This window comes from Nonomuraea roseola, assembly GCF_039535395.1.
Taxonomy (GTDB): domain Bacteria; phylum Actinomycetota; class Actinomycetes; order Streptosporangiales; family Streptosporangiaceae; genus Nonomuraea; species Nonomuraea roseola.
This window is the reverse complement of the sequence record NZ_BAAAXC010000015.1, coordinates 3882732-3908859: the sequence shown is the minus strand read 5'-3', so window position 1 is coordinate 3908859 and position 26128 is coordinate 3882732. Positions and strand designations below refer to the sequence as shown.

26 protein-coding genes are annotated in these 26128 nt (G+C 70.9%); 12 read left to right on the top strand and 14 right to left on the bottom strand.

Annotated features, from left to right (window positions below; genetic code table 11):
• The first annotated feature begins 80 nt into the window (after nucleotides 1–80).
• Nucleotides 81–530: a DUF6463 family protein gene (locus tag ABFX55_RS42025; RefSeq protein ID WP_346129065.1), complete on the top strand. Its 450-nt coding sequence runs from the start codon at nucleotides 81–83 to the stop codon at nucleotides 528–530.
• 52 nt (nucleotides 531–582) lie between these two features.
• Here ABFX55_RS42025 and ABFX55_RS42020 read toward each other — a convergent pair whose 3' ends face one another.
• Entirely contained in the window at nucleotides 583–1137 is a 555-nt protein-coding gene (locus ABFX55_RS42020) for a DUF4245 domain-containing protein (protein ID WP_346129063.1), read from the bottom strand.
• Nucleotides 1138–1148: 11 nt separating this feature from the next.
• Nucleotides 1149–1757 carry a TetR/AcrR family transcriptional regulator gene (locus ABFX55_RS42015; protein ID WP_346129062.1) on the bottom strand — a complete coding sequence of 203 codons (609 nt, stop codon included), beginning with the start codon at nucleotides 1755–1757 and terminating at the stop codon, nucleotides 1149–1151.
• 82 nt (nucleotides 1758–1839) lie between these two features.
• On the opposite strand from ABFX55_RS42015, the gene glpX reads away from it, so the two are divergent.
• Complete coding sequence (glpX, locus tag ABFX55_RS42010) at nucleotides 1840–2871, top strand: class II fructose-bisphosphatase (protein WP_183655405.1); 1032 nt, start codon at nucleotides 1840–1842, stop codon at nucleotides 2869–2871.
• 65 nt (nucleotides 2872–2936) lie between these two features.
• Here glpX and ABFX55_RS42005 read toward each other — a convergent pair whose 3' ends face one another.
• Nucleotides 2937–3572, bottom strand: a complete 636-nt coding sequence (locus ABFX55_RS42005; RefSeq protein ID WP_346129060.1) for a DUF1707 SHOCT-like domain-containing protein — start codon at nucleotides 3570–3572, stop codon at nucleotides 2937–2939.
• Nucleotides 3573–3627: 55 nt separating this feature from the next.
• Here ABFX55_RS42005 and ABFX55_RS42000 point away from each other — a divergent pair, with 55 nt between their 5' ends.
• Nucleotides 3628–4533, top strand: coding sequence for an ABC transporter ATP-binding protein (locus ABFX55_RS42000; RefSeq protein WP_346129058.1), 906 nt, complete (start codon nucleotides 3628–3630; stop codon nucleotides 4531–4533).
• Nucleotides 4533–5291: an ABC transporter permease gene (locus ABFX55_RS41995; protein ID WP_346129056.1), complete on the top strand. Its 759-nt coding sequence runs from the start codon at nucleotides 4533–4535 to the stop codon at nucleotides 5289–5291. The genes ABFX55_RS42000 and ABFX55_RS41995 overlap by 1 nt, the downstream gene beginning before the upstream one ends.
• A gap of 155 nt (nucleotides 5292–5446) precedes the next feature.
• Here ABFX55_RS41995 and ABFX55_RS41990 read toward each other — a convergent pair whose 3' ends face one another.
• Nucleotides 5447–6274, bottom strand: a complete 828-nt coding sequence (locus ABFX55_RS41990; RefSeq protein WP_346129054.1) for an aldo/keto reductase — start codon at nucleotides 6272–6274, stop codon at nucleotides 5447–5449.
• Between the two features lie 120 nt (nucleotides 6275–6394).
• Between ABFX55_RS41990 and ABFX55_RS41985 the strand changes: the two genes are divergently transcribed.
• Nucleotides 6395–7069, top strand: a complete 675-nt coding sequence (locus tag ABFX55_RS41985) for a DUF998 domain-containing protein (protein WP_346129053.1) — start codon at nucleotides 6395–6397, stop codon at nucleotides 7067–7069.
• Nucleotides 7070–7073: 4 nt separating this feature from the next.
• On the opposite strand, the gene ABFX55_RS41980 is transcribed toward ABFX55_RS41985, so the two are convergent.
• Nucleotides 7074–7667 (bottom strand): TetR/AcrR family transcriptional regulator, encoded by a 594-nt coding sequence (locus ABFX55_RS41980; RefSeq protein ID WP_346129051.1) that lies wholly within the window; start codon nucleotides 7665–7667, stop codon nucleotides 7074–7076.
• 92 nt (nucleotides 7668–7759) lie between these two features.
• Here ABFX55_RS41980 and ABFX55_RS41975 point away from each other — a divergent pair, with 92 nt between their 5' ends.
• A complete protein-coding gene (locus tag ABFX55_RS41975) occupies nucleotides 7760–8920 on the top strand; it encodes an MFS transporter (protein ID WP_346129049.1) in 1161 nt (386 codons plus the stop codon).
• A gap of 9 nt (nucleotides 8921–8929) precedes the next feature.
• Here the strand turns inward: ABFX55_RS41975 and ABFX55_RS41970 are convergent, their stop codons facing one another.
• From ABFX55_RS41970 to pdxR, 8 genes are all read right to left on the bottom strand, one after another.
• Nucleotides 8930–9163: a hypothetical protein gene (locus tag ABFX55_RS41970; protein ID WP_346129047.1), complete on the bottom strand. Its 234-nt coding sequence runs from the start codon at nucleotides 9161–9163 to the stop codon at nucleotides 8930–8932.
• 93 nt (nucleotides 9164–9256) lie between these two features.
• Entirely contained in the window at nucleotides 9257–11074 is a 1818-nt protein-coding gene (gene iolD, locus ABFX55_RS41965; RefSeq protein ID WP_346129046.1) for a 3D-(3,5/4)-trihydroxycyclohexane-1,2-dione acylhydrolase (decyclizing), read from the bottom strand.
• Nucleotides 11074–11889 carry a 5-deoxy-glucuronate isomerase gene (gene iolB / locus ABFX55_RS41960; RefSeq protein WP_346129044.1) on the bottom strand — a complete coding sequence of 272 codons (816 nt, stop codon included), beginning with the start codon at nucleotides 11887–11889 and terminating at the stop codon, nucleotides 11074–11076. Before iolB ends, iolD begins: the two co-directional genes overlap by 1 nt.
• A complete protein-coding gene (locus ABFX55_RS41955; protein ID WP_346129043.1) occupies nucleotides 11886–12749 on the bottom strand; it encodes a Cgl0159 family (beta/alpha)8-fold protein in 864 nt (287 codons plus the stop codon). The genes iolB and ABFX55_RS41955 overlap by 4 nt, the downstream gene beginning before the upstream one ends.
• Nucleotides 12742–13668 (bottom strand): 5-dehydro-2-deoxygluconokinase, encoded by a 927-nt coding sequence (iolC, locus tag ABFX55_RS41950; RefSeq protein WP_346129042.1) that lies wholly within the window; start codon nucleotides 13666–13668, stop codon nucleotides 12742–12744. The genes ABFX55_RS41955 and iolC overlap by 8 nt, the downstream gene beginning before the upstream one ends.
• Nucleotides 13665–14516, bottom strand: a complete 852-nt coding sequence (locus ABFX55_RS41945) for a TIM barrel protein (RefSeq protein ID WP_346129041.1) — start codon at nucleotides 14514–14516, stop codon at nucleotides 13665–13667. Before ABFX55_RS41945 ends, iolC begins: the two co-directional genes overlap by 4 nt.
• The gene (locus tag ABFX55_RS41940) at nucleotides 14513–15451 is read right to left on the bottom strand and encodes a Gfo/Idh/MocA family protein (protein WP_346129039.1); all 939 of its coding nucleotides are present in this window, start codon (nucleotides 15449–15451) and stop codon (nucleotides 14513–14515) included. Before ABFX55_RS41940 ends, ABFX55_RS41945 begins: the two co-directional genes overlap by 4 nt.
• A 38-nt stretch (nucleotides 15452–15489) precedes the next feature.
• Entirely contained in the window at nucleotides 15490–16830 is a 1341-nt protein-coding gene (pdxR, locus tag ABFX55_RS41935) for a MocR-like pyridoxine biosynthesis transcription factor PdxR (protein ID WP_346129038.1), read from the bottom strand.
• Nucleotides 16831–16897: 67 nt separating this feature from the next.
• On the opposite strand from pdxR, the gene ABFX55_RS41930 reads away from it, so the two are divergent.
• Both ABFX55_RS41930 and ABFX55_RS41925 read left to right on the top strand, forming a co-directional pair.
• Nucleotides 16898–17779 carry a DMT family transporter gene (locus tag ABFX55_RS41930; protein WP_346129036.1) on the top strand — a complete coding sequence of 294 codons (882 nt, stop codon included), beginning with the start codon at nucleotides 16898–16900 and terminating at the stop codon, nucleotides 17777–17779.
• A 63-nt stretch (nucleotides 17780–17842) separates the two neighbouring features.
• Nucleotides 17843–19495, top strand: a complete 1653-nt coding sequence (locus tag ABFX55_RS41925; protein WP_346129034.1) for a fumarate hydratase — start codon at nucleotides 17843–17845, stop codon at nucleotides 19493–19495.
• 586 nt (nucleotides 19496–20081) lie between these two features.
• On the opposite strand, the gene ABFX55_RS41920 is transcribed toward ABFX55_RS41925, so the two are convergent.
• On the bottom strand, nucleotides 20082–20270 hold the full coding sequence (locus ABFX55_RS41920) for a DUF5999 family protein (RefSeq protein ID WP_183655360.1): 189 nt from the start codon (nucleotides 20268–20270) through the stop codon (nucleotides 20082–20084).
• A gap of 614 nt (nucleotides 20271–20884) precedes the next feature.
• Between ABFX55_RS41920 and ABFX55_RS41915 the strand changes: the two genes are divergently transcribed.
• The 4 genes from ABFX55_RS41915 to ABFX55_RS41900 all read left to right on the top strand — a co-directional run bounded on the left by ABFX55_RS41915 (nucleotide 20885) and on the right by ABFX55_RS41900 (nucleotide 26084).
• On the top strand, nucleotides 20885–21976 hold the full coding sequence (locus ABFX55_RS41915) for a serine/threonine-protein kinase (protein ID WP_183655357.1): 1092 nt from the start codon (nucleotides 20885–20887) through the stop codon (nucleotides 21974–21976).
• Between the two features lie 35 nt (nucleotides 21977–22011).
• A complete protein-coding gene (locus tag ABFX55_RS41910) occupies nucleotides 22012–23814 on the top strand; it encodes a serine/threonine-protein kinase (protein WP_346129032.1) in 1803 nt (600 codons plus the stop codon).
• A complete protein-coding gene (locus tag ABFX55_RS41905) occupies nucleotides 23811–25202 on the top strand; it encodes a class II fumarate hydratase (protein WP_346129031.1) in 1392 nt (463 codons plus the stop codon). The genes ABFX55_RS41910 and ABFX55_RS41905 overlap by 4 nt, the downstream gene beginning before the upstream one ends.
• A gap of 495 nt (nucleotides 25203–25697) precedes the next feature.
• Nucleotides 25698–26084 (top strand): hypothetical protein, encoded by a 387-nt coding sequence (locus tag ABFX55_RS41900; protein ID WP_183655349.1) that lies wholly within the window; start codon nucleotides 25698–25700, stop codon nucleotides 26082–26084.
• Nucleotides 26085–26128: the final 44 nt, after the last annotated feature.

Genomic DNA, 26128 nt, shown 5'->3' with positions numbered 1-26128 from the left:
CCGGCCCCGACCCGGCGCTGGGAACGAGCCTGACGCCACCGCAACCATGCGGAGGCGGAGTACGAAGAAGGGAAGTCACGATGAAGTCCAGAAAGCGGCTGCTCCGCGGGGCGAGCGGGATCATGCTCGTGCTGGGAGTGGGGCACCTGTCCTTGCTGGCGCTCACCGCCTGGGAGAGCGTCACCGGCTGGGTGGATCGGGGGGTGTGGGCAGCAGTCCCGCTCATGCTCGCGGACGGGGACGAGACGGTGGAGTCCTTCCGAAACAGCGTCACCTTCTGGGCCGGTCCTGGGAGCTTCGCCGTGCCCCTGATTCTCCTGGGTTGCCTGACATGGCACCTCGCGGGACGCGGGGTGACCGTGCCCGCCGGGATCGGCTGGGGCCTCGCGGCGTGGTGTCTGCTGGGCGGCGTCCTCCTCGTGCCGAGCCCGTACTTCGCCGGGGTCATCTCCGGGGCGCTCATCATCGTGGCGGCGCGGAAGGACGATCGGTCAGGAGCGGCCCGAGAGCGGGAGATGGACGTGGCGTGATGCGCGCCGCCGCCCTGCTCGACCAGCAGGAGGACGCGCCGGCGGCCGGATCTCAGCTCGTGGGCTTGGGCTGCGGCTTCAGGGCGGTGGCCAGCGCGGTGAGCTCGGGCCAGTCGGCCGTGCCCGTGACCATCAGCGTGGCGTCGGGAAGGAAGCGGACCAGCGTGCGCTGGTTCTTGTCCTCGCGGAAGCGCTTCTCCCAGCTCTCTCCCGCGATCTGCACGGTTCCGATGGCCTTGTCGGTGTTGGCGATGCGGCTGGCGAAGGCGGGGGCGGGCTTCTCCGACCCCTGGACGATCATCGCGTGGTGGCGCTCGCCCTCGGCGTCGGGAGCCGTGGCGTAGCCGACCGACAGGACCGACGAGCCGTCGGCGCCCTTGGCGATCCTGTTGCTGTTGGGGATCCAGTCGGCGGGATCCTTGGCGGGCGCCCGCACCTCGTGCGGCACCGACCTGTTGTAGTTGGCCACGGTGATCGTGTAGTCGAGGCGCGGGACGTGCTGCCCCTCCCTGCCCGTGGGCGCGGACACCACAATGATCACGGCGAGGCCCATGCAGACCAGCAGGGCGAACGCGTAGCCGTAGAAACCTTGAGTGAACCGTCGCACGAACGCCGAGGTTACCCGGTGGGGGCGCCGCCCGCCGAAGTGACCGGCTGAATCCGGCCGATGATGGCCAGCACGTCGTCGGCGAGACGGCGCGCGGCGCTCTCGTCCTCCGACAGCACGACCTCGGAGACGGCGGCGGCCAGCGCGCCCGTGATGACCACGACCAGGGCGTCGTCGCCCTCGAACAGGGTCGCGTTGAGCTTGGCCCAGGTGCGCAGCCTGTCGCGCATGATGACCTCGAACCCGGGAGGGCCGTCGCCGCGCAGGAACAGCGCGGCCAGTTCGCGCTCCTCCAGCGACCCCTCGAGGTAGGCGCGGGCCGCGGCGACGAACACGCGCATCGGGTCGTTCTCGCCCGAGGCGCGCAGCTCGCGCGCCGCCTGCTTGGTTCGCTGCGACTGCCGGGTCTGGAACTCCTCGAACAGCGCCAGGTAGAGGTCGGCCTTGCCGGAGAAGTGGTGGTAGAGGCTGCCGACGCTGGCCCTCGCCTTCGCGACGACGTCGGTGACGCCCGACTCGGCGAAGCCCTTCTCCACGAACACCTCGCGAGCCGCGTCGAGCAGGGCCGCGCGGGTGGCGGCGCCCCGCCCTGTCGCCAGGCGTTCCACATCGCTGCTCATGGCAGGCACATTATCCTCCGCTGACCGGGCATGGAGGGGCAACTACGATCGAGTCAGTTGTCCCACGAGGAGGCCCATCACCATGTCCGAGACGTCCGTTCCTCCTGCCCTCGCCACCGGCGAGCACGCACCCGATCGTAACTTGGCGTTGGAGCTGGTCAGGGTCACAGAGGCGGCCGCGATGGCGGCGGCCCGCTGGGTCGGCCGTGGCGACAAGAACGGCGCCGACGGAGCCGCCGTCAACGCGATGCGCCAGCTCATCAGCACGGTGTCGATGAACGGCGTGGTGGTGATCGGCGAGGGCGAGAAGGACCACGCGCCGATGCTCTTCAACGGCGAGCGCGTCGGCGACGGCAGCGGCGCCGACTGCGACGTGGCCGTCGACCCGATCGACGGCACCAGGCTGACCGCGCTCGGCATGCCCGACGCCATCTCGGTGATCGCGGTGAGCTCCAGGGGGTCGATGTACGACCCCTCGGCGGTCTTCTACATGGAGAAGCTGGTCACGGGCCCCGAGGCCGCGGGCGTCGTGGACATCAACGCGCCCGTCGCCACGAACATCCAGGCGGTGGCGCGGGCGAAGGGCGCCTCTCCCTCCGACGTCACCGTGGTCATCCTCGACAGGCCCAGGCACGACCAGATCGTCAAGGAGGTCAGGGAGACGGGGGCGCGGATCAAGTTCATCCCCGACGGCGACGTGGCCGGAGCGATCATGGCCGCCCGCGCGGGCACCGGCGTCGACCTCATGCTCGGCATCGGCGGCACCCCCGAGGGCGTCATCGCGGCCTGCGCGATCAAGTGCCTCGGCGGCATCATCCAGGGCAAGCTCTGGCCGCAGGACGACGCCGAGCGGCGCAGGGCGCTCGACGCCGGCCACGACCTCGACAGGGTGCTGACCACCAACGACCTGGTGACCTCCGACGACGTGTTCTTCGCCGCCACGGGCATCACGCAGGGCGAGCTGATGAGCGGCGTGCGCTTCCGCGGCGGGGTGGCGGTGACGCACTCGCTGGTGATGCGCGGCCGTTCGGGAACGATCCGCAAGGTGGAGAGCGAGCACCAGCTGGGCAAGCTGCGCGCGTACAGCGCGATCAACTTCGACACCGCGGGCTGAGCCGCCCCCGACCGCCTGGCTGGGGTCTCTCCTGAACCCCAGCCATCGGCCCCTCCGGGCTGGGTTCAGCGGCGGCGCTTGCGCTTCGGGGGCTCCTTGACCTTGACCTCGCCGAGGAAGTTGGAGGTCCGCACCTCGATCACCGGGCAGTCGGGATCGTCCTGAGGCCTGGTCAGCCGCACGGTCTTGTCCTTCGACACCCGGATCACCTCCACCCCCTCCGGGACGTGGATCTCCAGCCCGCCGAACATGAGCGTCGCGTTGATCACCACGCGCCGGTTCTGCATGATCGCGTCACGCAGGTCGAGCTTGGTCGTGCCGAACATCGCCGTCACGGGCAGCTCGGCGGGCACCACCCAGCGCCCCTCGCGCTGCTCCTTCTTGAAGATCGCCGACACGGGTCTGCCGTCCAGCCTGAACGGCTGCTCGTCGGCGGGCAGCAGGTCGGCGGTCAGCCGGGCCAGCTCCCCCAGCGTGCGGGCGCTGTAGAGCGCCGTGAGCCGCTCCTCGAACTCGTCCATGGCGAGCCGCCCGTCGGCGGCCGCCTCGTTGAGCACCTCGGCCACCCGATCCCTGTCGGCATCGGAGGCACGCAGTTCGTGTGGCTGGGGACCGTCGGTCGCAGGCCGCCGCGCCAAGGCGAACTCCTCGGCCAGCCGCTCACCGACCTCCTGGATGCGGGGAAGCCAACGCTCGTTCACACCTTGACGATAACCGCTTGAGATTCTGTCGGTGGCGATGCCTATCGTGGCCTCTATGCACGCGATCGTGTTGCACGGCGTGACCAAGCGTTATCCCGACGTCACAGCGGTCGACGGGCTCGACCTCGAGGTGCCCGAGGGCATCTGCCTCGGCCTGCTCGGTCCCAACGGAGCCGGCAAGTCCACGACGATGCGCCTGCTCACCGCCCAGTCGCTGGCCGACGAGGGCGAGATCAGAGTCATGGGGTTGCGCCTGCCCCAGGAGTCCAAGCAGGCGAGGGCGCTGATGGGGGTGGTCCCCCAGCTCGACAACCTCGACGAGGAGCTCACCGCCAGGGAGAACCTCGAGGTGTTCGCCCACCTCTACCGCGTCCCCCGCCAGGAGCGCAGGGCCGCCGTCGACAGGGCGCTGGCGCTGGCCCAGCTCACCGACAGGGCCGCCACCCGCACGGTCAACCTGTCGGGCGGCATGCGCAGGCGGCTGCTCATCGCCAGGGGCCTGGTCCACCAGCCCCGCCTGGTGCTGCTCGACGAGCCGACCGTGGGTCTCGATCCGCAGGTGCGCCAGGAGCTGTGGTCGCTGATCGTACGGCTGCGCGAAGAGGGCGTCACGACGCTGATGTCCACCCACTACATCGAGGAGGCCGAGCGGCTGGCCGACGACTGCGCGCTGATGTCCCACGGCCGCATCGTGGCCAGGGGCTCGCCCGAAGAGCTGGTCAAGGAGCACGCGGGCGCCGAGGTCGCCGAGCACTACGCCTCGCAGGAGCGCCAGGCCGAGATCGCCGCGCTGGCGGCCGCGGCGGGGGTGCCCACCCGCAGGACCGGCCCGTCGATCTCGCTGCTGAGGTCCGAGCAGCTGCCCAGGTCGCTGGAGGAGGCGCTGGGCCCACCCACCGTACGGCGTCCCGCCACTCTCGAGGACGTCTTCGTCGTGCTCACCGGAGAGGCGGTCGAGTGATGGAGTTCGCCCCCGTGCGGGCCGTCTGGCGACGCGAGCTGGCCCTCTACCGCCGCTACTGGGCCTCCACCTCCTTCGCCGCCATGACGGAGCCGACCATCTACCTGCTGGCCTTCGGCTACGGCTTCGGCTCCGTGGTCGGCGCGCTCTACGGCTACGACTACAAGGACTTCGTCGCCACCGGTGTCGTCGCCACGGCGGTGCTGTTCATCGGGGCGTTCGGCGGCATGTTCAACACCTTCATCCGCCGCACCTTCCAGCACACCTACGACGCGATGCTGGCCGCGCCCGTCGACGTCCGCGAGCTGGTGACCGCGGAGGCCTCCTGGCTGGCGGTCAAGGCCGGGGTCTACGGCTGCGCGCCGATGCTGGTCGGCGTCGCCTTCGGGCTGGAGCCGAGCTGGGGCATGCTGCTCGTGCCGTTCATCGGCTTCCTGACCGGGCTGGTGTTCGCGCTGTTCGGGGTGTGGGTGTCGGCGATCGTGCCGTCCATCAACACCTTCGACTACGTCATCACGGGGGCGCTGACCCCGATGTTCATGGTGGCGGGCACGTTCTTCCCCGTGACGCAGCTGCCCGCGTGGGTGGCGGCCGCCGCTCAGGTCAACCCGCTCTACCACTGCGTCGAGCTGGTGCGAGGGGCGGTGTTCGGCCGGTTGGGCCTCGACGACCTGGGGCATCTGGGCGTGCTGGCCGCCTACGCCGTGCTCATGTGGGCGCTGGCGGTCTGGAAGATGCGCGCCAGGCTGATCGACTGACACCCCGAGTCGGAGGGACGAGGGAGCTGGCGACCGGGAACCCGAACGCCGACAACCCCAAGACACGAACCGGACGGCGTGGGAGGCCCGAGGGGGCGTGGGGAGCCGGAAGTTCCCGAGATCTCCGCGCCCTTAGGAGGGGTCGGGGGTGCTGGTCAGGTGAGGGTGGACAGGCGGTCGTACTGGGCGTCGGTCAACGTGACCGTCAGTGCGCCGACGTTCTCCTCCAGGTGCGCCACCGAGGTCGTCCCTGGGATCGGCACCATCGTCGGCGACCTGCGCAACAGCCACGCCAGCGCCACCTGCGCGGGCGTGGCGCCCACCTCCGAGGCCACCTCGGCCAGCGGCCCTTCGGCCCTCGCGTGGTCGCCCGTGGCGATCGGGAAGAACGGCACGAAGGCGATGCCCTCCTTCTCCGCGTGGTCCACGACGTCCTCGTGCTCGCGAGTGGCCAGGTTGTACAGGTTCTGCACCGCGGCGATGGGGGCGAGACGGGACGCCTCCTCCAGCTGGCCGACGGTCACCTCCGACAGCCCGATGTGCCGGATCTTGCCCTCCTTCCGCAGCTCCTCGAGCGCCCCGATCTGGTCGGCGAGGGGCACCTGAGGGTCCACCCTGTGCAGGAAGAACAGGTCGATCCGGTCCAGCCGCAACCGGCGCAGGCTCAGCTCGGCCTGCTGCTTGAGGTACTCGGGACGGCCAAGGGGCACCCACTCCGCAGGGCTCGGCCTGGTCACGCCCGCCTTGGTGGCGATCACCAGATCGTCGGCATAGGGGTGCAACGCCTCGGCGATCAGCTCCTCGTTGGCGCCAAGGGAGTAGGCGTCGGAGGTGTCCACGAAGTTCACGCCCACTTCGACGGCGCGGCGAAGCACCGCGAGGGCGCCCTCGCGGTCGGCAGGGCCGTGCCAGATGTCGGAGTCGGCCAGTCGCATGGCTCCGAAGCCGATGCGCCGTACGGGAAGGTCTCCGCCGATGTTCATGCTGTCTCCTCAGAAGTCCTTGAACTCTCATGGAAAGCTAGCAGAGATTCATGAGAGTTCAAGAACAAGGAATCCCGGGCGTTGATCGGCCGTTGACCCGACAGACGGAAGGGAGCCCCGATGCACGGACCCGCGCGAGCAGGACTGGCCGCCGTGGCGGTGGGCGCAGGCGTCATCGCCGCGCTGGATCTCGCCTACCTGGGCGAGATCAACCCACTGCGCCGTACGATCAGCGAGCACGGGCTCGGCGACCAGGGCTGGATCTTCGCGCTGGGCGTCGCGCTCCTCGCGGTGGGATCACTGTCGATCGGGGTGTCGCTGCTGCGCAGGCGGCTGGCCGGGATCGTGGGCGCGATCGCGCTGGCGGGATGGAGCCTCGGCCTGCTGGTGGTGGCGTGGTTCCCCAAGCACGACTGGTCGGTGGGGCCCAGCCTGAGCGGCAGCATCCACAGGGTCGGCAGCTTCGTCGCGTTCCTGTGCCTGCCGCTGGCCGCGCTGCTGATCGCCAGGACGTGGAGACGGCACCCGCGTTCGGCGCTGGCCGCGTTCCTCCTGGGGGTGGCCTCGCTGCTGTGGGTGGCGGGCATCGCCACGATGGTGTGGATCGGCGAGAGCTCGGGGCTGGCGTGGTGGCAGGTCATGCCGCTCGGGCTCGTCGAGCGGGGACTGGCGATCACCGAGGTGGGCGCGCTGATGGCGCTCGGCCTCTGGGGAGCCTCCCGGATCACCGCCGACGCCCCCGAGCCGCTGACCGCCGGCCGTCCAGCCACGCTGAAGGCCTCCGCCGAGCGGTGAGGGGCTACGGGCGGAGGGAAGCGATCAGGTCCTCGACGTAGGCCCTGAAGATGGTGGCCATGTCGACGTGGTCCTGGTCGATCAGCCACTGCGTCTGCAGGCCGTCCATCATCGCGATCAGCCGGTCGGCGTGCGCCTCGGCGTCGAGGTCGGCGCGGAACTCCCCCGCGTCGGCGCCGCGCCGCAGCGCCCCGGCCACCGCGTGCCGTAGCCGCCGGTAGCGGGCGCGCGCCCACGCGTGACCCGGATGATCGGCGGTGACCGCCTCGCCGCTGATCACCGAGAACAGCTGCACCAGCCCAGGCACGCGTGCGTTGTAGTCGACCACGTCGGCCAGCGTGCGCAGCGCGGCCACGCCGGTCATCGACTCGAAGTCGAACCTGCGCGCGTCGACCTCGTCGCGATACTCGAGGACGGCGACGAGCAGGCGCTCCTTGCTGGTGAAGTGGTGGAGCAGCCCGGGCTGGGTCAGCTCGGCCCTCTCGGCGATCCTGGCGAGGGAGGCGCCCCTGTAGCCGTGCTCGGCGAACTCCTGAAGGGCGATGGCAAGGATCCGCTCGCGTCTCGCTTCTCCCGACGCATATCCCCTTCGTCGCACCTGAACACCCTAACAACCGCCTCTAGCGGAGAACGACGACCTGGTACTAACCTGACGCAGCCTCATGTTTCCCCCCGAGCAGGGAGGTCGACGTGCGTAACCGCCAGGCCAGAACGGCCACCTTCGCGGTCTTCGCCGTGCAGGGCCTGAGTTTCGCGACTCTCCTCACCCAGGTCGCAGCCCTGCAGAACAAGCACGGCCTCACCGAAGGCGACCTCACCCTCCTGCTGCTGGTGGTGCCGGTGCTGGCCGGAGCCGGCAGCGTGGGAGCGGGCGCGCTCGCCGCGCGCAGGGGCAGCAGGTGGCTGCTGCGCATCGCCCAGCCCGCCGTCGCGGTCGCGGTGGTGGCCGCGGGTCTCGCCGCCGACGTGCCGCAACTGGTGGCCGCGCTGGTCGTCTTCGGGCTGGCGGTGGGCGCCGTCGACGCGGGCATGAACATGCAGGGCGTCGCCGTCGAGCGCAGGTACGGCAGGGCCGTGCTCAACGGCTTCCACGCGGCGTGGAGCGCGACGAGCCTGGCAGGGGCGCTGTGGGTGTCGCTGGCCTACGGGCTCGGCCTCTCCCTGCCGGTCATGATGGCGATCCCGATGGCGCTCGCCGTCGCCGGTTCGCTGGCGGCCGCGCCGTACCTCTGCACGGTCGAGGAGGAGAAGGCCGAGACCACGGTCGCGGCGGCCTCCGGGCACCTCCCGTGGGGGCCGATCATCCCGCTCTGCCTGGCGATGGGCTTCCTGTACGTCGGAGACGCGGCGGTGTCCAACTTCCACGGCGTCTTCATGGAGAACATCCTCTTCGCGGGCGGGAGCGTCGCGCCGCTGGCCTACGGCGCCTACCAGGCGGCCACCCTCGTCGTACGGCTCGGCGGCGACCTCGCGGTCAGGCGCTACGGAGCCGCCTCGATCGTGCGCGCGGGAGGGGCGATCGCGACACTCGGATTCGCGGGCGTCGTGCTGGCTCCTTCGCAGCCGCTGGCGATCGTGGCGTTCGGGCTGACGGGGATGGGGCTCGCGGTGGTCGCTCCGCAGTCGTTCTCGGCGGCTGGGCGGCTGGACCCCGCGGGAACGGGGGTGGCCATCGCGCGGGTCAACCTGTTCAACTACGTCGGCTTCATCGTGGGGGCGGCGCTGGTGGGCGGGCTGGCCGAGGCGACCGACATGCGGGTGGCGTTCGCGGCGCCGCTGGTGCTCTCGGCGGCGATCGTCGTGCTCGCCCGGGGCTTCGAACCGCGGAGCGCACCCCAGCCCAAGGTCTGAGCCCGCCGGTCAGTCGCTGCTGCTGCTGCCGCCGCCACCACCGCTGTCGGAGGAGCCACTGTCGGAGGAGCCCCCGTCGTGGCTGTCGTCCGAGGACGACGCCTCGCCGGAGAACATGGAGCCCCGGTGACGCGCTCCGCTCCCCGAGGACGAAGCTCCGCCGACCAGCGCCAGGACGGCCCCGATGACGAAGATCATGAACACGGCCGCGAACCCCACTGCCACCATCGTGTCGAACGTCATCGCACCCTCTTCTCACCGGCCGCGTGGATCTTCAGCGTAGCCAGCGCCTCGCCGCGGGCCCATGGCCGTACGGCAGGACGCGGGCCGAGGAGGTCACAGATAGGGGCGCTGGTCGCGTTTGGCCTCCTGGTAGCGGTCGTGGATCTCGCCGGGTTCCTGGGCGACGGGCACGTCCCACCAGGCTCCCGACGAAGGCGCCGAACCGCCGGGCACCGTCTCCACGTAGACCACCGTCGTCCTGACCGCCTCGCGCGCCTTCGCCAGCGCCGCGCGAAGCGACTCCCTGTCATCGGCGGTGAGCACGTCGGCCCCCAGCGACGCCGCGTTCGCCGCCAGGTCGACCGGCACGTAGACCCCGTCCAGCTCCCCCGAGGCCCCCCTCAGCCGGTAGGCGGTGCCGAGCCGCTGCGCGCCCACAGACTCCGACAGGTTGCCGATGGAGGCGAAACCGTGGTTGTCCACCAGGACGATCACCAGCTTCACCCCCTCCTGGACGGAGGTGGCGATCTCCTGGGCCAGCATCAGGTATGAGCCGTCGCCGACCAGGACGAAGACCTCGCGCGCCGGAGCCGCCAGCTTGACGCCGAGGCCACCCGCGATCTCGTAGCCCATGCACGAGTAGCCGTACTCGACGTGGTAGCCCTTCGCGTCGGTGACCCTCCACAGCCTGTGGAGATCTCCCGGCATGGAGCCCGCCGCGTTCACCACCACGTCGGCCGGGTGCATGACCTCCCGCAGGTCCTCCAGCACCGCCTCCTGGGTGAGCGAGGGCCCGGCGCGGAACGACCACCACGACTGCGCCAGCGAGGCGGCACGGGAGGTCCATGAGGACGGCGCCCGCCAGCCCTCGGGGCGCAGCGCCTCCAGAGCGGCGCGGGCGTCGGCGACGAGCATGACGGCGCCGTTCTTGGCCGCGTCGAAGGCGGTCACGTTGATGTTCAGGAAGCGCGCCTGGCCGAACAGCGTCCTTGAGGCCGTGGTGAAGTCGCTGTACCTGGTGCCGATGCCGATCACCAGGTCGGCCGAGCGGGCCAGCTCGTTGGCGGCGGCCGTACCGGTGTGGCCGACGGCGCCCACGGACAGCGGCGAGTCCCACGGCAGCGCGCCCTTGCCCGCCTGGGTCTCGGCCACGGGGACGCCGTACTCGGTGGCGAAGGCGCGCAGCGCCTCCCACGCCTCGCTGTAGATCACTCCGCCGCCCGCCACGATGAGCGGACGCTCGGAGGCGCGGATCAGGTCGAGCGCGCGTTGGAGCGCGGCGGGCTCGGGGACGGGCCTGGCGACGTGCCACACCCTGCGGTCGAAGAGCTCGGAGGGCCAGTCGAAGGACTCCGCCTGCACGTCCTGGGGCAGCGCCAGCGTCACCGCGCCGGTCTCGGCCGGGTCGGTGAGCACCCGCATCGCCTGCATGAGCGCGGACGGCAGCTGCTCGGGCCTGTTGATCCTGTCGAAGTAGCGCGAGACGGGCCTGAAGGCGTCGTTCACGCTGACGTCGAGCGAGCGGGGATCCTCCAGCTCCTGCAGCACGGGGTTGGCCACGCGCGTGGCGAAGATGTCTCCGGGCAGCAGCAGCACGGGGATGCGGTTGATCGTGGCGAGGGCGGCGCCGGTGACCATGTTCGTCGCCCCCGGCCCGATCGAGCTCGTGCACGCGAAGGTCGACAGGCGGTTGCGCATCCTGGCGAACCCCACCGCCGTGTGCACCATGGCCTGCTCGTTGCGGGCCAGATAGTACGGCAGCGCCGACGAGGTGCCCGCTCCCTGCGCGGCCAGCGCCTGCCCGATTCCCGCGACGTTCCCGTGCCCGAAGATCCCGAAGCAGCCCTCGACGAGCCGGTGTTCGGCACCGTCGCGCGAGGAGTACTGCCGGGACAGGAAGCGCACCAGCGCCTGGGCGACCGTGAGCCTCATCAGACCCTCCCGAAGGGCAGCCTGTCGTCGATCTGTTGCTGCTCCCACGTCCCGCGGATCCACGCGTGCCTGGGATCGTCGCAGAAGGCCATCGACCGCTCCTGCGCAGGGCCCGCCAGCACGTTCAGGTAGTAGAGGTCGTAGCCGGGAGGCGCCATGGAGGGTCCGTGGTAGCCGCGCGGCACCAGCACCACGTCACCTGACGACACCTCGGCCATCACCTCGTGCCCTCCGTAGACCCGCTGGTAGCCGGGGCCGCCCTCGAAGTAGTAGATCTCCTCGAGCACCGCCTCGTGGGCGGAGGCGGTGTCGTGCTTGTGCGGAGGGTAGGACGACCAGTTCCCTCCGGGGGTGAGCACCTCGACCGAGACGAGCTTGTCGCAGTCGAAGGCGTCGGGCGCGCAGAAGTTGTTGACCTGCCTGGAGGCCTGGCCCGCCCCTCGGATCTCGACGGGGACCTTCTCCGCGGGTCCGTACCTGACGGGGAAGCGGCGGGTGGCCAGCGCGGACGGCAGAGCGAAACGGCCCTCACCCGTCACCGTCACCTCGGTGTCGATCGGCAGGTAGCAGAAGTCGGTGACGTCCGAGAAGACCGACGAACGGCCGCGCAGCGACAGCCGTTCACCGTCGGCCTCGACGAGGCACGAGCCGGACAGCGGGAGCACCAGCATCTCCGACGAGCCGGTGTGGAAGGTGACGGTCTCCCCCGAGAGGTTCAGGGTCCGCAGCCCGCAGTAGGTCCACCCCGCGGCCTCCGGGGTGATCTCCAGTGCCCACGGCGAACGGGCGGTGGTGCCTGCCGGGACGAACGTCATGAGACCTCCAGCATCGCTACTGCGGTGTCGACGGCCGCGGCCACGTCGTCGTCGGGCGGGTAGAGCAGCGCGCGGCCGACCACGAGCCCGCGCACCCCCGGCAGCCTGAGCGCCTTGCGCCACGCGGCGTAGGCCAGGTCGGGGGCGTCGCCCGGGTCTCCGCCGAGCAGCAGCGCGGGCAGCGTGGTCGCCTGCATGACGCGCTCCATGTCCTCGACGACGGGGATCTTCAGCCAGGTATGGGCCGAGGTGGTGCCGAGCCCCTGACCGACGCTGATCGCCCTGATCACGCCGTCGGGCGTCAGGTCGTGGCCGGAGCGCCGCGACCAGAACGGCTCGACCATGGCGACCAGTCCCTCCCCTGCCAGCTCGCTGACCGCCCGAGCGCAGGCGGACAGCGTGGCCGCGGTGCCCGGCTCGTCCAGGGCGATCCTGCACAGCATCTTGCCCCCGTCGAGCCGCATCCGCACGATGGAGGCCGTGTCGTAGGCGGTGAATCTGTCGTCGAACTCGAAGACCGCGCCCTGGATGCCGCCGCGGTTCATCGAGCCGATGACCACCTTGTCGTCGAGGGCGCCGAGAAGCAGCAGGTCCTCGACGACGTCGGGGGTGGCGAGCAGGCCGTCCACGCCTGGTCTGGCGAGCGCGGTCGTCAGCCGGTCGAGCAGCTCGATCCTGCTGCCCATCGCCAGCGGGCGCCCGCCGACGCCCAGCGCGCCGCGCGCGGGGTGGTCGGCCGCGATGATCATGAGCTGGTCGCGCTCGGCCAGCAGCGGCCTGCGCCTGCGCGCGGCCGCCGCCTCGGCGATCCGCTCGGGGTGCCTGGCCCTGATCTCCTGGACCTGCCGGTAGTCACCCACGAGCGAGCACCTCCTCGACTGTGGGCATCGCGGGCGCGCAGGCCAGCCGTCCCGCCACGATCGCGCCCGCCGTGTTGGCGAAGCGCAGCGTCCGCTCCAGCGGCCATCCGGCCAGCAGCCCGTGACAGAGCGCGCCGCCGAAGGCGTCGCCCGCCCCGAGCCCGTTGACCACCTCGACCTCGACGGGCGGTACCGCGATCGTCTCCGTCGCGGTCATGCCCAGCACCCCCTCGCCGCCCTGCTTCACCACCGCCAGCTCGACCCCCGCCTCCAGCAGCGCCTTCCCCGCCGCGTACGGCTCGCGGGTGCCGGTGGCCACCTCGACCTCGTCGAGGTTGCCCACGGCGACGGTGACGTGCCCGAGCGCCTTGCGGACCTGGTGCATGGCGTCCTGCGCCGAGCCCCAGAACACCGGCCGGTAGTCGAGGTCGAGCACCGTGTGGGGCCTTCGCTCCCTGGCCCGCCACGCGGCGAAGTGGGCGGTGCGCGACGGCTCCTCCGACAGCCCCGTGACGGTCGCCCAGAACAGCCTGGCCCGCCTGATCTCGGAGACCGGCAGCTCGTCGGGACGGATCACCAGGTCGGGCGCCTTGGGGAAGCGGTAGAAGTACAGCGGGAAGTCGTCAGGCGGCCTGATCTCGCAGAACGTCACAGGGGTCGGCAGCCCCTCGACAGAGGTGACGAAGGAGTCGTCCACCCCGTAGGAGCGCAGCGCGTCGTGGACGAACGCACCGAACGGGTCGGCCCCCGTCCTGGTGATCACCGCCGAGCGCTCGCCGAGCCTCGCCGCCGCCACGGCGACGTTGGTCGGGCTGCCGCCCAGGTACTTGCCGAACGTCTCGACCTCGCGCAGCGACACCCCGACCTGGAGGGGATAGACGTCCACCCCGACCCGCCCCATCGTCAGGACGTCGATCATGCGAGTCCTTCCAGGAAGGCGACGCTCTGCCTGACATCGTCCACGGCGTCGTCCTCGGCGGAGGTGAGCACCGTGTCCTGCTCCATGACGTACCAGCCGGAGTAGCCGCTCTGGCCGAGTGTCGTCACGATCCCGGCGACGTCCACGTCTCCCTGGCCCAGCGGGCGGTAGATGCCCTGGCGGACCGCCTCGGTGTAGGTGAGGCCGCCGTCCCTGACCTTCGCCGCCAGCCCCTGGTCGACGTCCTTCAGGTGCACGTGCGCGACCCTGCCGGGATCCCTGCGCACCAGCTCCAGCGGGTCGGTGCCGCCGATCAGCAGGTGCCCCGTGTCCAGGCAGAGAGGGACGGCCGAGCCCTCCATCACGCGCTCGACCTCCTCCCGCGTCTCGACCATGGTCCCGACGTGCGGGTGCAGGGTGATCGCCGGGCCGCGGCCCTTGGCGGCGGCGAGGATCCTCCTCAGGTTGTCCAGCAGCGTCTTCCAGCCCGTGGCGTCGAGCTGCGGCCTCCTGTCGTAGCCGTCGGCGCCGCTGTCGGCGGCCAGCACCAGCACGTCGACGTCGCCCTCCGCGAAGTCGCGCATGCGGGCCCGCACCCCGGGCAGCGGGTCGTGCCGGGGTTCGTGCAGCACGACGGGGACGAAGCCGCCGACGGCCCGCAGGCCGTACTCCTCGAGCAGGGCCTTCCTGCGCGTCGGCGAGTGCGGCAGGAAGCCGTCGGGGCCGAGCTCGGTGGCGGTCAGGCCCACCGAGCGCATCTCCGACAGCACCCGCTCGCGATCCAGCTGGTGGCCCCAGCCGGGCACCTCGCACACCCCCCAGGAGATCGGCGCGCCCGCGATCCTCATCGGCTGACCTCCTCGACGGCGACGGGCCTGCCCTCGCGGCGCGACCGCTCCGCGGCCTCGGCGACGTAGAGGGCGGCGAGCGCGTCCTCGATCGTGCACGGGCTGGTGTCGCTGCGCAGGAAGCCGTCGATCTCGGCCACGTAGGCGGCCCTGAATCTGGAGACGAAGTCCGGCCACGGTTCTCCTGGCGGCTGCAGGCCCTCCGCGCTGGTCAGCGGGGTGCGCGGGTCGAGACCAACGACCTGGGTGCGGCGGGTGCCGGCCAGCTCCATCCTGACGTCGTAGCCCGCGCCGTTGTACCTGGAGCCCTGGAGGGTCACGAGCGTGCCGTCGTCGAGGGTCAGAAGTGCCGCGCTGGTGTCCACGTCGCCCGCCTCCCTGAAGAAGTCGGCGCCTCTGTTGGCACCCGTGGCGTAGACGGTCGCCACCTCTCGTCCGGTTACCCAGCGCAGGATGTCGAAATCGTGGATGTGGCAGTCGCGGTAGATGCCGCCCGACATGGGGATGTACCCGGCCGGCGGCGGCGCCGGATCGGCACTGAGCAGGTGCACGCGGTGCAGCTCGCCCAGCTCGCCGGCGCGCAGGGCCTTCGCGGCGGCCCCGTAGCCGGGGTCGAAGCGGCGCTGGAAGCCGATCTGGACGCGGTTGCCCTCGCTCGCCTTCAGCACCTTGATCGTCTCTTCGACCGTCGGCGCGACCGGCTTCTCGCAGAAGACCGGGATCCCGCGGCGGCAGGCCTTGATCAACAGGTCGGCGTGCGTGCTGGTGGGGGTGGCGATGACCAGGGCGTCAGCCTCGAAGGGATCGCCCTGCCTGCCATGCGGTGAGCTGCGTACGGGGTCCCACACGATCAGATCGTCCACCAGCGGGTGCGCGGCGAGGGTTTCGGCATGAAACGCTCCGATCCTTCCCAGACCGAGCAGACCGACACGCATGACGCCTCCAAGGGGGTCGGGGATCCCTTTCTAACCTTCTATCCCTTTCTTTGTCCAGACATACTGACCTTCATGCGTGCGATCACGTCATCGGCGTGGTGGGCGGGCACCCGGGCGAATCCCATGACGATCGCGGGCGGCCCCTCGGTGAAGCGCATCTGGCCCACTTCCTCGGCCGACAGCCCCGCCGCCTGAGCGGCGGCGGCCACCTCTTTCTCGTCCCAGTCCTCCGGCAGGTCGAGGTAGATGTGCAGGCCCGCCTCGATCCCGCGCACGACCAGCTCGGGCAGGTGCTCGGCCAGCGCCCTCACCAGGGCGTCGCGGCGCTTCTTGTACTCCCTGCGCATCCTGCGCAGGTTGCGGTCGTACCCGCCGGTGCGCAGGAGGTGGGCCAGGGCGTACTGCTCGATGACGGGCGAGCCGAGGTCGAGCTCGCCGCGCGCCCGCCGTACGGCCTCGGCCAGGTCGGGAGGGGCGGCGATCCAGCCGAGCCTGAGGCCGGGGGCCAGCGACTTGCTGACGCTGCCGGACAGGATCACCCTGTCGGGCGCGAGGCCCTGCAGGCAGCCGACGGGGTCGCGGTCGAACCTGAACTCGGCGTCGTAGTCGTCCTCCAGCACCACGCCGCCCCACTCCATCAGCGCGGCCCTGCGCGCGGGCGACAGCACGACGCCCGTCGGGTACTGATGGGCGGGGGTGAGGAGCACCGCGCCGACCCCGCGCAGGCGCTCGACCCTCAGCCCCTCCTCGTCCACCGGGATCGGCACCAGCTCGGCGCCCGTGCGCCTGAGCAGCGGGACCTGGCGGTGACTGGTGGGGTCCTCGACCGCGAGCTTCGGGCTCCTCAGGACGTGCAGGATCAGGCTGAGCCCCTGGGCCACACCGCCGACGATCACCAGGTTGTCGGCGCTGACGTCGGCGGCGCGCACGCGCTTGAGATAGCTCGCCAGCTCCTCGCGCAGCTCGGGCACGCCCCCGGGGTCGCCGTAGTCGAAGGCGTCGCTCGGCACCGTGGTCAGCACGTGCCTGACCGCGGCCATCCAGCGCTCGCGGGGGAAGCCGCCGAGGTCGGGCGAGGTGGGACGGTGACCGTAGTAGGGCGCCCGCTCCCGCACCCGCGCGGGCTCCCTGCGGGCGGTCGCGGCGACCACGGTGCCCGCCCCGACCCTCGCCAGGAGGAAGCCCTCGGCGACCAGCTGCTCGTAGGCTTCGACGACCACACCCCTGGACACGCTGAGATCCCTGGCCAGCTCGCGGCTGGCCGGCAGGCGCGTCCCTGCCTCCAGCCTGCCCTGCCTGATGGCCTCCCTGAGCTCGGTCGCCACCTGCCCCGCGATCGCCCCCTTGCCCCTGTCGATGGGGATATGGAGATCGGCCAATTGGTCCTCACTTTTGCCGCGTCATTGGACTGTATGGGCGAACCATTCCATTCCTAGCATGCCTTACATGAGAAACGGTGTCATCGGAGCTGCCTCCGCCATGTTCCTCGTCGGCACCCTCGCGGGGGTGTCGGGAGTGATCCAGAACTATCCGGTGTACGGCGGGCAGGCCGTCCGCTACCTCGCGGCGGCGGCCATCCTGCTGGCGGCCACGCGAGTGATGGGCCTGCGCTTCGTCAGGTTGACGGCCCGCGAGACGCTGCTGCTGCTCGCGCTCGCGCTCCTGGGCCTGGTCATCTTCAACGTGTGCGTGATCGAGGCGACCCGCGAGTCGGGGCCCGCGCTGCCAGGCACCATCCTCGGGACGGTCCCCCTCGTGCTGGCCATGGTCAGCGGACGGCCCGCGCCCCGGCTGGTGATCGGCGCCGGCATCGTGGTCGCGGGCGCGGTGCTGGCCACAGGGCTCGGCAGCGGCAACCTTCCAGGGCTGCTGTGGTCGCTGGGCGCGCTCGTCGGAGAGGTCAGCTTCTCCCTGCTGGCGATCCCGTTGCTGCCCAAGCTTGGCGCGCTGCGCGTGTCGGCCTACTCGACGGCTCTGGCCGTGCCCATGCTGGCCGTCGTCGGATTCTTCATGGAGGGCACGGCCATGCTGCGCGTGCCCACCGTCGCCGAGGGCCTCGGCTTCGTCTACCTGACCGTGGTCGTGACGGTCATCGCCTTCTTCCTCTGGTACTCCTCGCTGCCCAAGCTCGGCCCCGGCACGGCGGGCCTGTTCGCGGGGCTGATCCCGGTCGGCGCCATCGTCACTGGGCTGGCCCTGGGCATCGCGGTGCCGTCCGCGCCCGACCTGCTCGGAGCTGGACTGGTCATCCTCGGCATCGTCGTCGGCCTCACCGCCGACCGTGGCGCCGCGATCGCCGTTCCCGAACCCGCGGCCGGCCGCTCCTGACGGTGCGGTCCTGCGGAGGCGCGGCACGCCGTACCCTCTAGGGGACCGAAAGGATCGAGGGACATGCCCGAGTTCGACTACACCGACCTGCTTCCGCTTGGCGCCGACGACACCGAGTATCGGCTGATCACCAGCGAGGGGGTGCGGAAGGTCGAAGCTGCGGGACGCAGCTTCCTGGAGGTCGACCCGGAGGCGTTGCGGCTGCTCACCGAGACCGCCGTCCACGACATCTCGCACTTCCTTCGCGCCTCCCACCTGGCGCAGCTCAGGAAGATCGTCGATGACCCCGAGTCGAGCGGCAACGACAGGTTCGTGGCGCTCGACCTGCTCAAGAACGCCTCGATCTCGGCGGGCGGCGTGCTGCCCATGTGCCAGGACACCGGCACGGCCATCGTCATGGGCAAGCGCGGACGCCACGTGCTGACCGACGGCGCCGACGCCGAGCACATCTCGCGCGGCGTCTACGACGCCTACACCAGGCTCAACCTGCGCTACTCGCAGATGGCTCCGCTCACCATGTGGGAGGAGAAGAACACGGGCAACAACCTGCCCGCCCAGATCGAGCTGTACGCCGAGGACCCCCACGGCCACCCCGACGAGTACAAGCTGCTGTTCATGGCCAAAGGCGGAGGGTCGGCCAACAAGTCGTTCCTCTACCAGGAGACCAAGGCGGTGCTCAACGAGAAGCGCATGCTGGCCTTCCTCGAGGAGAAGATCCGCTCGCTGGGCACCGCGGCGTGCCCGCCGTACCACCTGGCGGTGGTGATCGGCGGCACCAGCGCCGAGTACGCGCTGAAGACCGCCAAGTACGCCTCGGCCCGCTACCTCGACTCGATCCCGACCGAGGGCTCGCCGTCCGGGCACGGCTTCCGCGACCTGGAGCTGGAGCAGAAGGTCTTCGAGCTGACCCAGAAGCTCGGCATCGGGGCGCAGTTCGGCGGCAAGTACTTCTGCCACGACGTGCGCGTCATCCGCCTGCCCAGGCACGGCGCCTCCTGCCCCGTGGCCATCGCGGTCTCCTGCTCGGCCGACAGGCAGGCGCTGGCCAAGATCACGCCTGAGGGCGTGTTCCTGGAGAAGCTGGAGACCGACCCCGCGCGCTTCCTGCCGGAGACCACGGACGAGCACCTGTCCGACGACGTGGTGCAGATCGACCTCAACCGCCCGATGGCCGACATCCTCGCCGAGTTGACGAAGTACCCGGTCAAGACGCGCCTCTCGCTCACCGGCCCGCTCGTCGTCGCCCGCGACATCGCCCACGCGAAGATCGCCGAGCTGCTCGACAACGGCGGCGAGATGCCCGCCTACCTGAAGGACCACGCGGTCTACTACGCCGGACCGGCGAAGACGCCCACGGGGTACGCGTCGGGCTCGTTCGGGCCGACGACGGCGGGGCGCATGGACTCCTATGTCGAGCGCTTCCAGGCCGAGGGCGGGTCCATGGTGATGCTCGCCAAGGGCAACAGGTCCAAGCAGGTCACGGAGGCCTGCAGGCAGTACGGCGGGTTCTACCTCGGCTCGATCGGCGGGCCCGCGGCGCGCCTCGCCCAGGACTGCATCAAGAAGGTGGAGGTCCTGGAGTATCCCGAGTTGGGGATGGAGGCGGTGTGGAAGATCGAGGTGGAGGACTTCCCCGCGTTCATCGTGGTCGATGACAAGGGCGAAGACTTCTTCACCGACACGACGGGCCCCGTCCTGTCCATCGGCCGCCGCTGACGTCCTCGCCGTCACGCCCCGGCCGTGCGAACGGCCGGGAGGGGCGAGCGCGCCCAGAAGGGCGACGGGCGTCTCCCACCCGTGGGGAGCGGCGCGGAACAGGGGCTCCCGCGCCGCGAAGGGCGCTCTGAGACGCGATCTCCGCGTGGCAGCCGCGGGAGTCGCCCGGCCGCACAGAGGGAGCCGAGGGTCAGGCTCGCCGGGCTGGGGGCGGCAGCGGGCCGCGTGAAGGCAGCCGTGTACGCGGGTGGATGGTGTTCAGGGGTGTCGGGAGGGCCGATCACCGAGGTGTGGTCGGTCTCGGGCGACCGCACCTTCTACGGTGACTCTGGGCCTTGCCGGTCTGCTGACGACCCGGGCCCTGCCTCTGTACTGCGAGGGGGGTGGGACCCTGCCGGTCTGTCGGCGACTCCTGCGTCAGGCGCCCGTACGTGGGGGTGGATCGGACTCTCCGCCGTGGTCCTGCGGGACTGCCGGCGACGCGGGTCGCGTCGGTGCGTGGGGTCTGTGCTCCGCTGGGGCCTCGTCGCCCCGGTGGGTATCCGGAGCGTGTGGATCCAGCGGCGGCTCGGGGTTCGCGGGCGCCTCAGGCCGCGACCAGACCTCTGTGCGGGGCCACGACGGAGCCGTCGGGCAGCAGCAGGCCGGTGTCCTCGAACAGGACCACGCCGTTGCACAGCAGGCTCCAGCCCTGGTCGGGGTGGGACGCGATCACATGCGAGGCCTCACGGTCCGCGGCGTTCGCGGTGGGACAAGCGGGTCGATGACTGCACATCTTGCACCTCTCAGATGCTGCTCCTGGTTTGTTCTGTTGGTAGGGCTGCGTTCGCCCTGACGGTGTCCGGAGGTCCGGCTCGTGCTCTGCGCCGGCCTGCTGGGCCCCGCCTGATCGTGCCGGCGGATCTCTTTCCCATCCCAACGAGACTGGCGACGCTCTTGGTTCCTGTGAACCTTCTACCTTCATCATGACGACCGGCGCCGACAGTTTCGATGCATTTTGTGGCACTGGGGTTCACGTTTTCAGCATGCCTTGAGGTCCTGACGAACGGCTTGCAAACGGCTGACGCGGCGCGTAGCGGAGATCAGCCGTAGTCCTGCCTCGGCTGGGGCGTGCCGGCCTGCGAGGCGCCGGGCGGGCGCGCGATGGCGGAGCGGGTGCACGACCGCCACGCCGCTTCTGGTGTTCGACGCCTGGGAACATACTTAGCACCTGCGGTACCGCGACGTCCGCCCGGAACGGCGTGGAAAGGCTTTGGACCCTTGTGAACTGGGACGATGTCGCCAAGCGATTTGCTGACGTGACGAGTCAGGCTGGTTGACCGAAGTTCGCAACTTTTTATCGGCCCGGCCTCTACTGGTCGGTTTCAGCAAATAGGTAAGCTGCCTGCCATGCGTGCGCCGTCCGGTTACCTCCTTGCCGCGCGCTATCGGCTCATGGAGCCGGTCGGCCGCGGCGGCATGGGCACGGTTTGGCGAGCGCACGACGAGTTGCTGGACCGTCACGTTGCGGTGAAGGAAGTGCGGCTGCCGACCGTCCTCGACGAGGAGCTCAGGGCCGAGTTGTGCGCCCGCACCGAGCGCGAGGGCAGGGCCACGGCGATGGTCGCCCACCCCTCGGTGATCACCGTCTTCGACGTCGTCACCGAGGACGAGCGGCCCTGGATCGTGATGGAGCTGCTCCAGGCCAGGTCGCTGGAGCAGCTCATCCAGGACGAGGGCCCGCTGCCGCCGCGCAGGGTCGCCGAGATCGGCAGGCAGGTGCTGGGCGCGCTGCGCGCCGTCCACGCCAAGGGCATCCTGCATCGCGACGTCAAGCCCAGCAACGTGCTCGTCACCGAGGACCGCGCCGTCCTCACCGACTTCGGCCTGGCCGCCATGGAGGGCGACGCCTCCATCACGCAGGCGGGCATCGTGCTCGGCTCGGCCGGCTACATCGCGCCCGAGCGGGTGCTCGGCTCGAAGGCCAGCCCCGCGGGCGACCTGTGGTCGCTCGGCGCGACCCTCTACACCGCCGTCGAGGGCAGGGGCCTGCACGGCAGGCGCACGGCGGCGGCCGCGCTGGCCGCGCTCACCAGCGGCGAGCCGATCCCCATGGTCAAGGCGGGACCGCTGGCCCCCGTGCTCGACGCGCTGCTGCGGATCGACCCCGCCACCCGCCTCGACTCGGTGCGCGCCTCGCTGATGCTGGCCAGGGTCGCGGCCGGCGGTTCGGCCGAGGAGCCGCTGACGACCAGGGGCAGGATCGCGCGCCCAGGTCCCGCGCGCCGGCCCACGCATCGCGGTCTGCACCGGGCGGAGACCACCGCGCCGACCCCCGTCGTTCCCATGCCGCGCACCCACCGCAAGCCGGGTGAGGGAGTGCATCGGAAGGTCATGGAGCAGCGCCCTGCGCCGTCCGGTTACGCCCGGTTTGTAGCCAAAGTGATAAAGTTGTTCCTCCCTAGGCGCTTTTGGCCCCGCGAACTTCGCAAGCGCGGGTAAAGCGTTATCCAAGCGAGAATAGATATCTTCTTCTCATGCCGGAACAGCAGAAGCGCCTGCTCGCGGAGCGCTATGAGCTGATCACACCGATCGGCCGGGGGACCATGGGGACCGTTTGGCGGGCCCACGACCGCGCCCTCGGTCGCGAGGTCGCGATCAAGGAGATCCGCCAGGATCCCGGGCTCACCGAGGAGCAGCGTGCCGAACTGCGCGAGCGCATGGTCCGTGAGGGCCGCACCGCCGCGCGGATCAGCCATCCCTCCGTGGCCTCGATCCACGACGTGCTCATCCAGGACAACAGTCCGTGGATCATCATGGAGCTCGTCGAGGCCCGCTCCATGGAGCAGGTGATCGAGGAGGAGGGCCCGCTGCCGCCCCGTCTCGTGGCCGAGATCGGCGTCGACCTGCTGGGCGCGCTGCGTGCCGCCCACGCGCAGGGCGTCACGCACCGCGACGTCAAGCCGGGCAACGTGCTGATCACCGAGAACGGCCGGGTCGTCCTGACCGACTTCGGCATCGCCAAGTCGGAGGGCGACACCAGGCTCACCAAGACCGGCATGGTGATCGGCTCCCCCGGCTACACCGCGCCCGAGCGGGCCCGCGGCGAGTACACCGGCCCCGAGTCCGACATCTGGTCGCTCGGCGCGACGCTGTACTTCGCGGTGGAGGGCAGGCCCGCCTACGAGCGCGCGACGGTGGCCGAGACGCTGGCCGCCCTCATGACCGAGAACGCCGACGCTCCCACGCAGGCCGGGCCGCTCCGTCCGGTGCTGGAGGGCATGCTCCACAAGGACCACCGCCAGCGGCTCACCGCGGCCACGACCGAGACCATGTTGCGGATGGTGGCCGACACGCCCACCAGCGACATCCCCAAGGTCATGGAGGACTTCGACCCCGACAGGACGATGACTGTGCAGCGCCCCAAGCCCTCCGAGCAGGACGACCAGAGCGCCATCGTCACCTCGCGACTGTCGATCCCCTCCACGGGCCTGCCCGGCAAGCCCGTCTACCCGCCGCCCGCCGCCGCGAGCGGCCCCGGTACGGCCGGCGCGGGCCGGCCAGACGGTCCCGGAGCGCCTGGCCGGCCGGGGCACCCCCAGGGGTCAGGCGCCTTCGGAGGCCCTCCTTCGGGCGCCGGAGCCTTCTCAGGCCCTCCCGCCCAGGGCGGCGCGGGCGCGTTCGGAGCGCCCGCGGGCCCCGGCGGGCCAGGCGCCTTCGCGGGGCCCGCCAACGCCGACACCCGCCCGAGCGGCCCCGACCAGCGGCCGAGCGGCCCCCACCAGCGTCCTGGTCCCGGCGGACCCGGCGGCCCCCACGGGCAGTCCGGGCCCCCCACGCCGTCGGGCCCCCCAGCCGGGCCTCCAGGCAGGCCATGGCGGGCCCTCCGGCCACCCGGGCCCCGGCGGGCCCGGCGGTCCCGGGCAGGGCGGCTCCGGGCACGGCGGACCCGGGCACGGCGGACCGGGGGGTCAGGCGGGAGCCGGGCGTTCCGGGTACGCGGGCCCTCAGGGAGCGCCCCCGTACAACGGCGGTCCTGGAGCGCCGGGCGACACCGTGGCGCACCGCGCGCCCGGCGGACCCGGCACCCCCGTGCCCGCCGCTCCGCCGCGCGGCTACGGGAGCGACCATCCCGACAGGCAGCCAGGCCTCGGCACCGACCTGTTCGCGATCGCGGGACAGTCCGCCCAGGAGAAGGAGGGCAACCGCGCGGGAGTCCTCATCCTCATCGGCGTCGCCATCGTCGCCCTTGCCGTGATCGCGATTCTGGTCATCTCCGCCGTCTCGGGCTGACCCCGACGCCTCGCGCTCGATCCGGATCGCACAGACTTGGGACATGAGTGAGTTTCGGATCGAGCACGACTCCATGGGCGAGGTGCGCGTCCCCTCGGACGCCAGGTGGCGCGCGCAGACCCAGCGGGCCGTGGAGAACTTCCCCATCTCGGGACGGCGCCTGGAGCCCGCCCACATCGCCGCGCTCGGCCTGATCAAGGCGGTCGCGGCCGAGGTGAACGCCGAGCTCGGCGTGCTCGACAAGGACGTGGCGGAGGCCATCGCCCAGGCGGCGGCCGACGTGGCGGAGAACGAGTACGACGAGCACTTCCCCATCGACGTGTTCCAGACCGGCTCGGGCACCTCCTCGAACATGAACGCCAACGAGGTCGTCGCCACGCTCGCGCAGGAGCGGCTCGGCCGTCCCGTGCACCCGAACGACCACGTCAACGCCTCGCAGTCGTCCAACGACGTCTTCCCCACCTCCATCCACGTCGCGGCCGCCACCGAGGTCGTCTTCCACCTGGTGCCCTCGCTCCAGCACCTGGCCATCGCGCTGAGGGTCAAGGCGACGGAGTTCGCGCAGACGGTGAAGTCCGGCAGGACCCACCTCATGGACGCCACCCCCGTGACGCTCGGCCAGGAGTTCGGCGGCTACGCCTCGCAGGTCGAGCACGGCGTCAACCGCGTCAACTCGGCCCTTCGCCACGTCGTCGAGCTCCCGCTGGGCGGCACCGCCGTGGGCACCGGCATCAACACCCCTCCCGGCTTCGCCGCGAAGGCCATCGAGAAGCTCAGCGAGGCGACGGGCATCAGGTTCGTCGAGGCCGAGGACCACTTCGAGGCCCAGAGCGCGCAGGACGCGATCGTCGAGCTGTCGGGTCAGCTCAAGGTCGTCGCGGTCTCCCTCAACAAGATCGCCAACGACCTGCGGTGGATGGGCTCGGGCCCCAGGGCCGGACTCGGCGAGATCAACCTGCCCGACCTGCAGCCGGGTTCATCGATCATGCCGGGCAAGGTCAACCCGGTGATCCCCGAGGCAACGGCCATGGTCGCGGCCCAGGTCATCGGCAACGACGCCGCGATCACCTTCGCGGGCGCCTCCGGCACCTTCGAGCTGAACGTCATGCTCCCCGTCATCGCCAGGAACATCCTGGAGTCGATCCGCCTGCTGGCCAACGTCTCCCGGCTGCTCGCCGACCGCTGCGTCTCGGGGATCACCGCCAACACCGAGCGGCTGAGGGAGTACGCCGAGTCCTCCCCGTCGATCGTCACGCCGCTCAACCGTCACGTCGGCTACGAGGAGGCCGCCAAGATCGCCAAGCAGGCGCTGGCCGAGCGCAAGACGATCCGCCAGGTGGTGATCGAGCGCGGTCACGTCGCCAACGGCACCCTCACCGAGAGCGAGCTGGACGCGGCTCTCGACGTCCTGTCCATGACGCGCCCCTCCCAGTAGCCGCTCGCAGTAGCCGTTCCCTGGGGTGACCGATCCCCGCCCGCCGTCTCGCCGGGATCGGTTACCCCAAGTTCGATAACGATTCGCCAACGTAGTCATCCGATTGCGCAAAGTGGTCGTCAGAGGAAGGCGTCGGCAACCGCCGATCCCGTCTGACGAAAGGGTGACCGATAGCGTGCGAATGGTTCCCTCGGCCGGCAACAACAGCATTGCGTTTGCGCGGAACGCGTCGGCACCGTCGGCGGGCGGGGTATTCATCGGCCGTGGATCGACCGGCGCGCCGGTGTGGCAGGCCACGCTCAGGCGGGGTCCCGAAGGAGACGGTGTGGACATCCCGGACGGCACAGGACGGCACAGGACGGCGCAGCGCGGCCCGCCTCCGGCTCCATGAGGTTTCGCGAGTCGAAGACATCCCCATGGAGTTTCGAGAGGAGGTGTGACGCCGCCCCGCCACCCCGAGGCGGGCAGGGCGTCACGTACCAGATGAGGATCCTGATGCTTCGCCTGTTCCAAGCCATGCGCAATGCCAGGACCAAGGACCTGACCCGGCACCTGGCAGCCACGCCCCTTGAACACATCTACGCCCGTTTCGGCCGCGACATCCTGGCCCAGGCTGCCCAGGACCGCGCGCTGTCCGACGCGATCGCCAAGGAGGTCGCGGAGATCGACAGGTCGATCGAGGAGGAGGGCGTCGATCCCACCCCCGTCGAGCTGCGCTCCTTCCTCATGGGGTACGGCCAGGGCGTCATCGACTCCGCGGTGATCAGGCCCGATCTGGTCGCCCAGGACACCAGCTGCGGCAGCGTGTACCCGAGCTCGGTGGTCAAGCTGGGCGCGCTGAGCCAGAAGGCCTTCGCGGGCGGCCTCATCAAGATGTCCTGAGACACACATGAGCCCGGAGAGGTATGTGGCCGGGCTCCATGTGC

What these genes read in the sequence shown, in the direction of transcription:
- ABFX55_RS41905 (WP_346129031.1), top strand. Translation starts at nt 23,811, where the DNA reads ATGAGTGAGTTTCGGATCGAGCACGACTCCATGGGCGAGGTGCGCGTC.
- ABFX55_RS41920 (WP_183655360.1), bottom strand. Translation starts at nt 20,270, where the DNA reads ATGTGCAGTCATCGACCCGCTTGTCCCACCGCGAACGCCGCGGACCGT.
- ABFX55_RS42025 (WP_346129065.1), top strand. Translation starts at nt 81, where the DNA reads ATGAAGTCCAGAAAGCGGCTGCTCCGCGGGGCGAGCGGGATCATGCTC.
- ABFX55_RS41940 (WP_346129039.1), bottom strand. Translation starts at nt 15,451, where the DNA reads ATGCGTGTCGGTCTGCTCGGTCTGGGAAGGATCGGAGCGTTTCATGCC.
- iolD (WP_346129046.1), bottom strand. Translation starts at nt 11,074, where the DNA reads ATGAGGCTCACGGTCGCCCAGGCGCTGGTGCGCTTCCTGTCCCGGCAG.
- ABFX55_RS41945 (WP_346129041.1), bottom strand. Translation starts at nt 14,516, where the DNA reads ATGAGGATCGCGGGCGCGCCGATCTCCTGGGGGGTGTGCGAGGTGCCC.
- ABFX55_RS41990 (WP_346129054.1), bottom strand. Translation starts at nt 6,274, where the DNA reads ATGAACATCGGCGGAGACCTTCCCGTACGGCGCATCGGCTTCGGAGCC.
- ABFX55_RS41930 (WP_346129036.1), top strand. Translation starts at nt 16,898, where the DNA reads ATGAGAAACGGTGTCATCGGAGCTGCCTCCGCCATGTTCCTCGTCGGC.
- ABFX55_RS41925 (WP_346129034.1), top strand. Translation starts at nt 17,843, where the DNA reads ATGCCCGAGTTCGACTACACCGACCTGCTTCCGCTTGGCGCCGACGAC.
- ABFX55_RS42015 (WP_346129062.1), bottom strand. Translation starts at nt 1,757, where the DNA reads ATGAGCAGCGATGTGGAACGCCTGGCGACAGGGCGGGGCGCCGCCACC.
- glpX (WP_183655405.1), top strand. Translation starts at nt 1,840, where the DNA reads ATGTCCGAGACGTCCGTTCCTCCTGCCCTCGCCACCGGCGAGCACGCA.
- ABFX55_RS41970 (WP_346129047.1), bottom strand. Translation starts at nt 9,163, where the DNA reads ATGACGTTCGACACGATGGTGGCAGTGGGGTTCGCGGCCGTGTTCATG.
- iolC (WP_346129042.1), bottom strand. Translation starts at nt 13,668, where the DNA reads ATGATCGACGTCCTGACGATGGGGCGGGTCGGGGTGGACGTCTATCCC.
- ABFX55_RS41910 (WP_346129032.1), top strand. Translation starts at nt 22,012, where the DNA reads ATGCCGGAACAGCAGAAGCGCCTGCTCGCGGAGCGCTATGAGCTGATC.
- ABFX55_RS41900 (WP_183655349.1), top strand. Translation starts at nt 25,698, where the DNA reads ATGCTTCGCCTGTTCCAAGCCATGCGCAATGCCAGGACCAAGGACCTG.
- ABFX55_RS41915 (WP_183655357.1), top strand. Translation starts at nt 20,885, where the DNA reads ATGCGTGCGCCGTCCGGTTACCTCCTTGCCGCGCGCTATCGGCTCATG.
- ABFX55_RS41985 (WP_346129053.1), top strand. Translation starts at nt 6,395, where the DNA reads ATGCACGGACCCGCGCGAGCAGGACTGGCCGCCGTGGCGGTGGGCGCA.
- iolB (WP_346129044.1), bottom strand. Translation starts at nt 11,889, where the DNA reads ATGACGTTCGTCCCGGCAGGCACCACCGCCCGTTCGCCGTGGGCACTG.
- ABFX55_RS41995 (WP_346129056.1), top strand. Translation starts at nt 4,533, where the DNA reads ATGGAGTTCGCCCCCGTGCGGGCCGTCTGGCGACGCGAGCTGGCCCTC.
- ABFX55_RS42000 (WP_346129058.1), top strand. Translation starts at nt 3,628, where the DNA reads ATGCACGCGATCGTGTTGCACGGCGTGACCAAGCGTTATCCCGACGTC.